The sequence below is a fragment of the Lentzea sp. HUAS12 genome, from assembly GCF_024125735.1.
In the GTDB taxonomy this organism is placed as follows: domain Bacteria; phylum Actinomycetota; class Actinomycetes; order Mycobacteriales; family Pseudonocardiaceae; genus Lentzea; species Lentzea albida.
In genome coordinates this window covers 7,031,431-7,043,668 of the sequence record NZ_CP099738.1, presented here as the reverse complement: position 1 = coordinate 7,043,668, position 12,238 = coordinate 7,031,431, and the positions used below count along the sequence as shown (strand labels likewise).

Sequence of the window (12,238 nt, the reverse complement as noted above, 5' to 3'; positions counted from 1 at the left end):
GGAGCTACTCCTCGGTGGATACGTCGGGGACCTGCCGCCTCGGCGGAACGGGGTCCAGGCCTCCAGGGTGCCAGGGTCCGCAGCGCAGCAACCGGCGGATGGTCAGCCAGGTTCCTCGCAGCGCACCGTGGACGGTCAACGCCTCCACCGCGTATGCGCTGCAGCTGGGGTAGAAGCGACAGGTCGGTGGCAGCAGCGGCGAGATGAACTTCCGGTAGAAGTGCACCGGCAGCAGCGCGACCTTCGCGGGCAACGTGGTCATCGCAGCACCTTGCGCAGGGCGGAAGAGAAGTCGGCGGCGAGCTCTGAGCTCGACGCCTCGGCTGCTGGTGCCAACGCCCGCACCACGACGAGAGTTCCCGGCGGCAGCTCTTCCAGTGCCGGGCGGACGACGTGGCGCAGGCGACGGTAGACGCGGTGGCGGACCACCGAGTTGCCAACTGCCTTGCTCACGACGAAGCCCACCTTGGACGAATCCAAGGTGGGCACGTCGGGCTTCAAGACGTGGACGACCAACCGGGGTCGTCCGGCGCGGCGGCCTCGGCGGACCACCAGGCCGAAGTCCTGGCTGCGGGTGAGCCGGGCGGCCGGTGGTAGCACGACGACGCTGCGCTTACCAGCCGCTGTCAGGCGGACAGAGTGGCACGGCCCTTGCTGCGGCGCGCGGCCAGAATGGCGCGGCCGGCGCGGGTCCGCATGCGCAGCCGGAAGCCGTGCGTCTTCGCGCGGCGGCGGTTGTTGGGCTGGAAGGTGCGCTTACCCTTGCTCACGGTCGGTCTCCCGGTGCTTCACTGCTGACAAAGCCTGTGTGGTCGTCCCCGACGGCAGTGGACGTAGGCGCGCAAAAGGCGCCCGTCGCAAGCGGGAGACTCGTACGAGGGTACGCATGCCCGGGTGCGCCGACCAAATCGGGGTGGCCGAGGCCACGTCTTGTGACGCGTGCCGGGCCTTGTTACCGTTCGTCCTTCGCGCGTGCCGGATCTGGCGTGGGAGCCGCCATCTGACCGGCAACACAACGCACCTTTTAGTGCACAGTTGTGGATAACTCTGTGGATACCTCTATTCTCCGTGTCCACATGTGGAGTCTTGGGCTCCGGCGGAGGGGAGGGGAGCGCGGAGGTGTCGAACCAGCAGGTCGATCTTGGTCTCGTGTGGGCCGAGGTGGTGCAGGAGCTCGCCACGAGCCACCTGTCCCCTCAGCAGCGCGCGTGGATGAGGGTCACCCGTCCCATCGGTTTGCTGGACGGAACGGCACTGCTCGCTGCTCCCAGCGACTTCGCGAAAGAGGCGATCGAACGCGCGCTGCGCGACCCGATCACCGACGCGCTGTCCCGCAGGCTCGGCCGCTCGGTCTCCCTCGCGGTGAAGGTCGACTCGCCGGAACCGGTGAGCCCCGTCGTGAGCCCGCCGACCACACCGATCTCGATGCACGCGATCCAGGCCGCCCAGGCGGCTCAGGTCGTCCAGCCCGTGGCGCCGGTCGTCCCCGCGATCCCCGTCGTCGGCAACGGCGACACGCCCGGCCCCGTGATCACGGACGACCCGGCCCTCGACGGCGGTGAGGAAGAGGTCGACGAGGCCGGCGACGCGCTTGCGGCCGTCTCCGAGATCTGGCCGACGTTCAACACGGCCAACACCGCGGGCGGGATGGCGCCGAACGCGAACCTCCCGTACACGAGGCCGGCGAACCCGTCGCCGTCGCAGACCCGGCTGAACGAGAAGTACAACTTCGACACGTTCGTCATCGGCGCCTCGAACCGGTTCGCGCACGCCGCGGCCGTCGCGGTGGCCGAGGCTCCCGCCCGTGCGTACAACCCGCTCTTCATCTGGGGTGAGAGCGGCCTCGGCAAGACGCACCTGCTGCACGCCGTCGGGCACTACGCCCAGCGCCTGTTCCCCGGCATGCGCGTGCGGTACGTGTCGACCGAGGAGTTCACCAACGACTTCATCAACTCGCTGCGCGACGACCGCAAGGTCGCCTTCCAGCGCCGCTACCGGGACATCGACGTCCTCCTCGTGGACGACATCCAGTTCCTGGAGGGCAAGGAAGGCACGCAGGAGGAGTTCTTCCACACGTTCAACACGCTCCACAACACGAACAAGCAGATCGTGGTGTCGAGCGACCGGCCGCCCAAGCGGCTGGAGACGCTGGAGGACCGCCTGCGCACGCGCTTCGAGTGGGGTCTGATCACGGACATCCAGCCGCCCGAGCTGGAGACCCGGATCGCGATCCTGCGCAAGAAGGCGGCCCAGGACCGGCTCGCGGCCCCGGCCGAGGTGCTCGAGTTCATCGCCGCCCGCATAGAGCGGAACATCCGCGAGCTCGAAGGCGCGCTCATCCGCGTGACGGCGTTCGCGTCGCTCAACCGCCAGCCGGTCGACGTCCAGCTCGCCGAGATCGTGCTGCGCGACCTGATCCCGGACTCGCACGCGCCGGAGATCACCGCCCCGATGATCATGGCGGTCACCGCGGAGTTCTTCGGGGTGTCGATCGACGACCTGTGCGGCCCCGGCAAGACGAAGGCGCTCGCGCAGGCGCGGCAGATCTCCATGTACCTGTGTCGCGAGCTGACGGACCTGTCGCTGCCGAAGATCGGCCAGACGTTCGGCGGCCGCGACCACACGACGGTCATGCACGCGGACAAGAAGATCCGCAAGGAGATGGCCGAGCGCCGGCGCATCTACGACCAGGTGCAGGAGCTGACGTCGCGCATCAAGCAGCGCGCCCGCCACACTCCCTGATCCACCCGGGTAGCCACGAAGGGGTCCTCCACCGCGGAGGGCCCCTTCTTCATTCGCGCCCGGGGACGGCGAACGGATGCGGGCGGGCGCCCCGGACGGGACCGGGCGGCTCGCCGGCGAACACCTGGGGGCGGTCGGCGGGCCGGGACCGAGCACCTGGGGACGCGGCGACCGCCCGACGGCGAGCACCCGGGGACGCGGCCGCGGTTCGGACGCGAGCACCCGGGGAGCGGTTCGGCGATGACATGGGGATACATCAGTACGTGCGGCGCCAACCACCACCACGAGCGACGCACGGACCCGGGTAAACGAGGCGCGATCGCCCGCCCGGCGAAGCTTTCTGTTCGCCCCAGGCACTCGAAGGGGTGGGGACAACTGGAAAAGTCTGTGGCCCCGGCCACGATCTGGCCACGGAAGCCTGTTGAACACCCGGGTACAACTGGCCCGCACCCGGGGACGCACCCGGGGACAACTGTGGACGATCTGTGGACCGAGACCTGTGCACAACTGGCTGTCCCCGGGTGCGCCGATCTGTCCCCGGGTGCCATCCCCCCTTTGTCCCCATGGTGGGTGACACGCTGACCTGCGGGTTCAACGTCTGTCCCCACAATCCACAGCCCTTACTGTTACTGCTGTTGGTTCTCTTCTAGGAAGAACTCAAAAGCAAAACAGCGGGGGATGGTTCCCGGGGATCGGTGCCCGAACCCCGAAGTGACGGGAAGGGCCAGGACGCTCTAACGTGGTTGCTCCGCACCTCGGGTAGCCGAGGGTCGAGGCTCCCCTGACCCCCACTGGCACGTTGTCGTGGATGGGCTTGTCGACTGTCGAGGAAAGGACGCCTCATGAAGATCCGCGTCGAACGCGACGGCCTGGCCGACGCTGTCGCCTGGGTCGCTCGCAGCCTTCCGTCCCGTCCGCCGGTTCCCGTGCTGGGCGGCGTGCTGCTCGACGCGGAGTCCGACGACTCGCTGACGGTCTCCGGGTTCGACTACGAGGTCTCCGCCCAGGTCGGTGTCCCCGCGACGATCGCCGACGGCGGCCGCGCGCTGGTCTCCGGGCGTCTTCTCGCCGACATCACCAAGGCGCTCCCGAACCACCCCGTCGAGATCGCGGTCGACGGCGCTCGCATGATGATCAGCTGTGGCAGCGCCAGGTTCAGCCTCCCGACGATGCCGGTCGAGGACTACCCGGCCCTGCCGTCGATGCCGCAGTTGATCGGCGAGCTGCCCGGCGAGGTCTTCGGCGAGGCGGTCAGCCAGGTCGCCGTCGCGGCCGGCAAGGACGACACGCTCCCGATGCTGACCGGCGTCCGCGTCGAGATCGGCGAGGGCAAGCTGACCCTCGTCGCGACCGACCGGTTCCGCCTGGCGATGCGCGAGTTCCCGTGGGAGCCCGACGCGTCCCTCGGCGAGGTCGCCGTCCTGGTTCCCGCCCGCACCCTGGGCGACGCGGCCAAGACTCTCGGCTCCGGCGGCAGCAAGGTCGAGATGTCGCTCGCCGCCAACGACGGACTGCTCGGCCTGTCGGGCTCCGGCAAGCGGACCACCACCCGCCTGCTCGACGCCGACTTCCCGAAGTACCGCCAGCTGCTGCCCTCCGAGCACTCGGCCGCGGCGATCATCGACATCGACGCGCTGCAGCAGGCGATCAAGCGCGTGTCGCTCGTCGCCGAGCGCGGTACGCAGGTGCGCCTCGAGTTCGTCGACGGCGGTCTGCGCCTGTCGGCCGGTGGCGACGACGAGGGCTCGGCCGAGGAAGAGCTCCCGGTCGAGTACACCGGCGACCCGGTGACCATCGCGTTCAACCCGGGCTACCTGCTCGACGGCCTCGGTGCCGTCCGCACGCAGAAGGTCCACTTGTCCTTCACCACACCCAGCCGACCGGCGCTGCTCAAGCCGGTGGACGAGGATGGGAACGTGGCGCCGGGCTACCTGTACCTGCTGATGCCCGTTCGCCTTCCCGGCTGAGAAAACCCTTACCGGGGAACAGAAACGTAGTAGGGGAGAACACCGTGCAGCTCGGACTCGTCGGCCTCGGCAAGATGGGTTTCAACATGCGCGAGCGGGTGCGCAGGGCCGGTCACGAGGTGATCGGCTACGACCGCAACCCGGAGGTCACCGACTCGGAGTCGTTGGCGGACATGGTGTCCAAGCTCGAGGCTCCGCGCGTGGTGTGGGTGATGGTGCCCGCGGGCGACATCACCAGGAACACGGTGAAGGAGCTGTCCGAGCTGCTGTCGCCCGGTGACCTCGTCATCGACGGCGGCAACTCCAAGTTCACCGACGACCGCATCCACGCGGACCTGTTGGCGGAGAAGGAGATCGGCTACGTCGACGCTGGCGTGTCCGGTGGCGTGTGGGGCCTCGAGAACGGCTACGCGCTGATGGTCGGCGGCGACGCGCAGCACGTCGAGCAGGCGATGCCGATCTTCGACGCGCTGCGTCCGGAGGGTCCGCGCGAGGAAGGTTTCGCGCACGCGGGCAAGGTCGGCGCCGGCCACTACTCGAAGATGGTCCACAACGGCATCGAGTACGGCCTGATGCAGGCGTACGCCGAGGGCTTCGAGCTGCTCGACAAGACCGACGTCGTCGACAACGTGCCCGCGGTCATCTCGGCCTGGCAGCGCGGCACCGTCGTGCGGTCGTGGCTGCTCGACCTGCTGGTGCGCGCGCTGGAGTCCGACCCGGAGCTCGACGACCTGCGCGGGTACGTCGAGGACTCGGGCGAGGGCCGGTGGACCGTCGAGGAGGGCATCAACAACGCGGTGCCGCTCCCGGTGATCTCCGCAGCGCTCTTCGCGCGGTTCCAGTCCCGGCAGGAGGACTCGCCGGCGATGCGTGCCGTCGCGGCGCTGCGCAACCAGTTCGGCGGCCACTCGGTGCACCTCGCCGGTCCGTCGTCCGGCGGCGGCAGCACCCAGGGCTAACGAGTGCACGTCAGACATCTCCAGGTCAGCGACTTCCGTTCGTGGAAGCTCGCCGACCTGGAGCTCGAGCCCGGCGCGTCGGTGCTCGTCGGCCGCAACGGCCAGGGCAAGACGAACCTGGTCGAGGCGATCGGGTACGTGGCGACGCTGGCGTCGCACCGGGTTTCCAGCGACGCGCCGCTGATCAGACATGGCGCCCAGCGCGCCGTGGTGCGGGCAGCCGTGGTCAACGACGACCGCGAGCTGCTCGTGGAACTGGAGATCACCGCGGGCAAGTCGAACCGGGCCCGTATCAACCGGGGCCCGGTGCCGCGCACGCGCGACGTGCTCGGGATCCTGCGGACGGTGTTGTTCGCACCGGAGGACCTCTCCCTGGTGAGGGGCGATCCGAGCGATCGGCGGAGGTTCCTCGACGAGATGCTCGTGTTGCGCGCACCGCGTTATGCCGGTGTGCGCAGCGATTACGACCGCGTGTTGAGGCAGCGCAGCGCGTTGTTGAAGACGGTGAAGCACTCGCGGTCGGCGGACCTCTCGACGCTCGACGTCTGGGACGGGCACCTCGCCCAGCACGGCGCGGAGCTGCTGGCCGCGCGGTTGAAGCTGGTCCGCGACATGGCGGATCACGTGACCTCGGCTTACGCGGAGGTCGCACCGGAGTCCCGTCCGGCGCTCATCTCGTACCGGTCGAGCGTCGGCGATCTGCCCGAGGACAGGGAGAGCATCGAGGACCTGCTGCTGGCGGAGCTCGACCGGGTGCGGAAGCAGGAGATCGAACGCGGCGTGTGCCTCGTCGGTCCGCACCGGGACGACCTGGACCTGACGCTCGGTGAACTCCCCGCGAAGGGCTACGCCAGTCACGGAGAGTCATGGTCCTTCGCGCTCGCCCTGCGGCTCGGAGGCTACGAGCTGATGCGTGTCGACGGCATCGAACCGGTGCTCGTGCTGGACGATGTCTTCGCGGAGCTCGACCGCGGCCGGCGGCAGCAGCTGGCCAAGGTGGCCGCCGCCGCCGAGCAGGTGCTGATCACCGCGGCGGTGGCGGAGGACGTTCCGGACGAGCTGAGCGGTGCCCGGTTCGAGGTCCACGGCGGGGAGGTGCGACGTGTCTGACTCAGGGACTGACTCTGGGGGTTCGAAGCCCCCACATGTAGCTCGATCGGGTGTGTCCGCCCACACATCTGGGGACAAGTCTGTGGATGGTGTGGATAACTCCGTCACAAATCCGGACTTGTCCACAGGTTCATTCACACCTGAGGGTGAGCCACTGAAGGGTTCGGACCTCGCGCGGGCTGCTCTGGAGGCCGCGAAGGCCAGTGCGAAGGCCCGCGGACGGGTGCCCGGCAGCAAGTCGAAGGGCCGTCCGGTCAACCGCAGCCGGCGTCGCTGGTCCGGTCCGGGGCCCGACGACCGCGACCCCCAGCCGCTCGGGCGGATCGCGTCCAGGATCGCGGCGGACCGCGGCTGGGTCGAGCAGCTCCAGGGTGGCCAGGTCTTCGGTCGTTGGGCAAAATTGGTGGGAGAGGACGTCGCCGAGCACGCGAAACCGATCGCGCTCAGTGACGGGGAACTGACGGTCCAGGCGTCGTCGACGGCGTGGGCCACCCAGCTGCGCCTCCTGCAGCGCGAGCTGATCAAGCGCATCGCCGCGGGCGTCGGCCACGGCATCGTCAAACGGCTCAAGATCAAGGGTCCGGACGCTCCGAATTGGCGACACGGCCCCAGGCACGTTCCTGGGCGCGGTCCGCGTGACACCTACGGGTGAGGCTGCCTCAAGCGCTCAGCGGCCGTTCTGTGGCTCAATGAGCGTTCACCTGCGGATTTGAACCCCCTTTTCAGCCGTCCTGACCCGTCTTGAGCCGGGAGAGGGCGTCTGTGACTGATTCAAAGGTGTCCTTGGGCCCTTTCTGTCGGGGTGGCCCGGTAGAATCACAGGAGCGTCACCCATCACCGTGCGGCTCGCCCGCATCAGCGAGGAGACTCCAGGCCCGTGTCAGCGAAGAAGAATGAGTACGACGCGTCCTCGATCACCGTCCTCGAGGGTCTCGAGGCAGTGCGCAAGAGGCCGGGTATGTACATCGGCTCGACCGGCGAGCGCGGTCTGCACCACCTGGTCCAGGAGGTCGTGGACAACTCGGTCGACGAGGCGATGGCCGGCTACGCGACGACGGTCGACGTCACCCTGCTGGCCAACGGCGGCGTCCGGGTCATCGACGACGGTCGTGGCATCCCGACCGGCATCCACCCCGTCGAGGGAGTGCCGACCGTCGAGGTCGTCATGACCAAGCTGCACGCGGGCGGCAAATTCGACAGCGACTCCTACGCGGTGTCCGGCGGTCTGCACGGCGTCGGCATCTCCGTGGTCAACGCGCTGTCGACCGCCGTCGAACTGGAGATCAAGAACGCCGGCTACGTCTGGACCCAGCGCTACGAGGGCTCGAAGCCCGCGTACGCGCTGAAGCAGATCGAGCCGACCACGGAGACGGGCACGTCCGTCACGTTCTGGGCCGACCCGGAGATCTTCGAGACCACCGAGTACAACGTCGAGACGATCGCACGCCGCCTGCAGGAGATGGCGTTCCTCAACAAGGGGATCACGATCATCCTGCGCGACGAGCGGGTCTCGGCGGAGGACGAGGAGGCCGACGCCGAGGGCCACAAGGCCGCGGTGAAGGAGCGCACCTTCCACTACCCGGGTGGTCTGGAGGACTTCGTCCGCCACATCAACCACACGCGCGAGGCCGTGCACCAGAAGGTGATCGGCTTCGAGGCGCAGGGGGAGGACCTCCAGGTCGAGGTCGCGATGCAGTGGAACACGGGCTACACGGCCTCGGTCTACACCTTCGCGAACACGATCAACACGCACGAGGGCGGCACGCACGAAGAGGGCTTCCGCGCCGCGTTGACGCGTGTCGTCAACGAGTACGCGCGCGAGAAGAAGCTGCTCAAGGAGAAGGACGCCAACCTCACCGGTGACGACATCCGCGAGGGTCTCGCGGCGATCATCTCGGTGAAGTTGAAGGAGCCCCAGTTCGAGGGCCAGACGAAGACCAAGCTGGGCAACAGCGAGGCGAAGTCGTTCGTGCAGAAGTCGACGAACGAGCACCTGGCCGACTGGTTCGAGCGCCACCCCAACGAGGCCAAGACGATCGTCACCAAGTCGGTGTCGTCGGCGCAGGCCCGCATCGCCGCCCGCAAGGCCCGCGAACTGGTGCGCCGCAAAGGCGCGCTGGACATCGGCGGCCTGCCCGGCAAGCTGAAGGACTGCCGCTCGACGGAGCCGGAGCGCTGCGAGCTCTACATCGTCGAGGGTGACTCCGCAGGCGGCTCGGCCAAAGAAGGCCGGGACTCCATGTACCAGGCCATCCTGCCGATCCGCGGCAAGATCATCAACGTCGAGAAGGCGCGCATCGACCGCGTCCTCAAGAACACCGAGGTCCAGTCGCTGATCACGGCGCTCGGCACCGGCATCCACGACGAGTTCGACCTCACCAAGCTGCGCTACCACAAGATCGTGCTGATGGCCGACGCCGACGTCGACGGCCAGCACATCCGCACGCTGCTGCTCACGCTGCTGTTCCGCTTCATGCAGCCGCTCATCGAGCACAACCACGTCTACCTCGCGCAGCCGCCGCTGTACAAGATCAAGTGGCAGCGCGCGGAGCCGGAGTACGTCTACTCCGACCGCGAGCGCGACGCCGTGATCAAGGCCGGCATCGAGAGCGGCAAGAGGCTCGGCAAGGACGACAACATCCAGCGGTACAAGGGTCTCGGTGAGATGAACGCCGAGGAGCTGTGGGAGACCACGATGGACCCGTCCAACCGGATCCTGCGGCAGGTCACCATGGACGACGCGGCCACCGCCGACGAGCTGTTCAGCGTGCTCATGGGCGAGGACGTCGAGGCACGCCGTTCGTTCATCACCCGCAACGCCAAGAGCATCAAGTTCCTGGACATCTGATTCCGGCTTGGTTTCTGGGCACCCTGGCGTTTCTGGCGAGTAAGGAAAGAGAACAGTGACCGAGACGACTCTGCCGCCGGACCACGACCGCATCGAGCCGGTCGAGATCCAGCAGGAGATGCAGAACTCGTACATCAACTACGCGATGTCCGTCATCGTGGGTCGTGCGCTGCCGGACGTGCGCGACGGGCTGAAGCCCGTCCACGTCCGCGTTCTGTACTCGATGTTCGACTCCGGCTTCCGTCCCGACCGCGGCTTCAACAAGTGCGCGCGCGTCGTCGGCGACGTGATGGGCAACTACCACCCGCACGGTGACTCGGCGATCTACGACGCGTTGGTGCGTCTCGCCCAGCCGTGGGCGCTGCGCTACCCGTTGATCCAGGGCCAGGGCAACTTCGGCTCGCCGGGCAACGACCCCGCCGCCGCCATGCGGTACACGGAGTGCCGGCTCTCCCCGCTGGCCATGCACATGCTGGCCGACATCGAGGAAGAGACCGTCGACTTCCGCGACAACTACGACGGCCGCATCCAGGAGCCGGTCGTCCTCCCGTCGCGCATCCCGAACCTGCTGATCAACGGCAGCTCGGGCATCGCGGTCGGCATGGCGACCAACATCCCGCCGCACAACCTCCGCGAGGTGGCGGACGCGGTGGTGTGGGCGCTCGACAACCACGAGGCCTCCGACGAGGAGACCCTCGAGGCCATGATCGCCAGGATCAAGGGCCCGGACTTCCCGACGTACGGCCAGATCCTCGGCACCTCCGGCATCGAGGACGCGTACCGCACCGGCCGCGGCTCGGTCCGCATGCGCGCGGTCGTCGAGATGGACGAGGACGCCAAGGGCCGCACGATCCTGGTCGTCACCGAGCTGCCGTACCAGGTGAACCCGGACAACCTGGTCGAGAACATCGCCTCGCTCGTGCGCGACGCGAAGCTCACCGGCATCTCGAACATCGCCGACGAGTCGAACCGCCGCATCGGCATGCGCATCGTGATCACGCTCAAGCGCGACGCGGTGGCCAAGGTCGTGCTGAACAACCTCTACAAGCACACCCAGCTGCAGTACTCGTTCGGCGTCAACATGCTGGCGCTGGTCGACGGCGTGCCGCGCACGCTGCGGATCGACCAGATGATCCGCCACTACGTGAAGCACCAGATCGAGGTCATCCAGCGGCGGACCAGGTTCCGCCTGCGCAAGGCTGAGGAGCGCGCGCACATCCTGCGCGGCCTGGTGAAGGCGCTCGACCACCTCGACGAGGTGATCGCGCTGATCCGCCGGTCCGAGACGCCGGACATCGCGCGCTCGGGCCTGATGGAGCTCCTCGCGGTCGACGAGATCCAGGCCAACGCGATCCTGGAGATGCAGCTCCGCCGGCTCGCCGCCCTGGAGCGCCAGAAGATCATCGACCAGTTGGCCGAGATCGAGCTCGAGATCGCCGACCTCAAGGACATCCTCGAGAAGCCCGAGCGGCAGCGGAAGATCGTCCGCGACGAGCTCACGGCGATCGTGGAGAAGTTCGGCGACGACCGCCGCACGAAGATCATCCCGTTCGACGGCGACGTGTCCATGGAGGACCTGATCGCGGTCGAGGACGTGGTCGTCACGATCACGCGCACCGGCTACGCCAAGCGCACCAAGACCGACCTGTACCGGGCGCAGAAGCGCGGCGGCAAGGGCGTTCAGGGCGCGCAGCTCAAGCAGGACGACATCGTCGCGCACTTCTTCGTGTGCTCGACGCACGACTGGATCCTGTTCTTCACGAACAAGGGCCGGGTGTACCGCACGAAGGCGTACGAACTGCCCGAGGCGAACCGCAACGCCCGCGGCCAGCACGTCGCGAACCTCCTCGCCTTCCAGCCGGACGAGGAGATCGCGCAGGTCATCCAGATCAAGAACTACGACGTGTCGCCGTACCTGGTGCTCGCCACCCGGAAGGGTTTGGTCAAGAAGTCCAAGTTGTCGGACTTCGATTCCAACCGATCGGGTGGACTTATCGGCATCAACCTCCGCGAGGACGACGAGCTGGTCGGCGCCGTCCTGTGCTCGGCGGACGACGACCTGCTCATGGTGTCGGCCGACGGCCAGTCGATCCGCTTCCACGCCACCGACGACGTGCTGCGCCCCATGGGCCGGGCCACGTCAGGCGTGCAGGGCATGCGGTTCAACGCCGATGACGAGCTGCTTTCCGTCGGTGTCGTCCAAGAAGGTCTGTTCGTTTTGGTCGCGACGGACGGTGGGTACTCGAAGCGAACGCCCATCGAGGACTACCCGGTCCAGGGGCGTGGCGGCAAGGGTGTGCTGACCATTCAGCACGACCGCCGACGTGGCAGGCTGGTCGGAGCGCTCATCGTCGACGTGGACGACGAGCTCTACGCCATCACCTCGACCGGCGGGGTCATCAGGACCAAGGCCGAGCAGGTGCGCAAGGCTGGACGGCAGACGAAGGGCGTGCGGCTGATGAACCTCGGCGAGAGCACCACTTTGATCGCCGTCGCACGCAACGCGGACGAGCCCAGCGACGTCACTAACGGTGAGACGTCTGTCGCGGAGGACTCTGCCGCCGACCAGGCAGCCACCCCCACCGACTCGGCCGAGTAGCCGGAATCGCTAG

Annotated in this window: 10 protein-coding genes; 7 read left to right on the top strand and 3 right to left on the bottom strand. The window is 67.9% G+C overall.

The features are described 5' to 3' along the window. Positions 1–4 precede the first annotated feature (4 nt). From yidD to rpmH, 3 genes are read right to left on the bottom strand one after another with little or no spacing between them, the layout of a single operon-like run. Entirely contained in the window at positions 5–262 is a 258-nt protein-coding gene (gene yidD, locus ND450_RS32580) for a membrane protein insertion efficiency factor YidD (protein ID WP_030480223.1), read from the bottom strand. Further along, positions 259–600 carry a ribonuclease P protein component gene (rnpA, locus tag ND450_RS32575; protein WP_089928282.1) on the bottom strand — a complete coding sequence of 114 codons (342 nt, stop codon included), beginning with the start codon at positions 598–600 and terminating at the stop codon, positions 259–261. The genes yidD and rnpA overlap by 4 nt, the downstream gene beginning before the upstream one ends. Positions 601–626: 26 nt before the next feature. Continuing rightward, positions 627–770: a 50S ribosomal protein L34 gene (gene rpmH, locus ND450_RS32570; protein ID WP_030465619.1), complete on the bottom strand. Its 144-nt coding sequence runs from the start codon at positions 768–770 to the stop codon at positions 627–629. A gap of 349 nt (positions 771–1,119) precedes the next feature. Between rpmH and dnaA the strand changes: the two genes are divergently transcribed. The 7 genes from dnaA (at position 1,120) to gyrA (ending at position 12,225) form a co-directional block, all read left to right on the top strand. Next, positions 1,120–2,742, top strand: a complete 1,623-nt coding sequence (gene dnaA / locus ND450_RS32565) for a chromosomal replication initiator protein DnaA (protein WP_089928285.1) — start codon at positions 1,120–1,122, stop codon at positions 2,740–2,742. Between the two features lie 842 nt (positions 2,743–3,584). Then, positions 3,585–4,709 (top strand): DNA polymerase III subunit beta, encoded by a 1,125-nt coding sequence (gene dnaN, locus ND450_RS32560; RefSeq protein WP_089928288.1) that lies wholly within the window; start codon positions 3,585–3,587, stop codon positions 4,707–4,709. A gap of 44 nt (positions 4,710–4,753) precedes the next feature. Next, the gene (gene gnd, locus ND450_RS32555; protein WP_256557328.1) at positions 4,754–5,668 is read left to right on the top strand and encodes a phosphogluconate dehydrogenase (NAD(+)-dependent, decarboxylating); all 915 of its coding nucleotides are present in this window, start codon (positions 4,754–4,756) and stop codon (positions 5,666–5,668) included. Positions 5,669–5,671: 3 nt separating this feature from the next. Then, positions 5,672–6,778, top strand: a complete 1,107-nt coding sequence (gene recF, locus ND450_RS32550; protein ID WP_253322190.1) for a DNA replication/repair protein RecF — start codon at positions 5,672–5,674, stop codon at positions 6,776–6,778. 118 nt (positions 6,779–6,896) lie between these two features. Further along, positions 6,897–7,430 carry a DciA family protein gene (locus tag ND450_RS32545; RefSeq protein WP_089928297.1) on the top strand — a complete coding sequence of 178 codons (534 nt, stop codon included), beginning with the start codon at positions 6,897–6,899 and terminating at the stop codon, positions 7,428–7,430. Positions 7,431–7,655: 225 nt separating this feature from the next. Continuing rightward, a complete protein-coding gene (gene gyrB, locus ND450_RS32540; protein ID WP_253322189.1) occupies positions 7,656–9,626 on the top strand; it encodes a DNA topoisomerase (ATP-hydrolyzing) subunit B in 1,971 nt (656 codons plus the stop codon). Between the two features lie 55 nt (positions 9,627–9,681). Then, entirely contained in the window at positions 9,682–12,225 is a 2,544-nt protein-coding gene (gyrA, locus tag ND450_RS32535) for a DNA gyrase subunit A (RefSeq protein WP_253322188.1), read from the top strand. Positions 12,226–12,238: the final 13 nt, after the last annotated feature.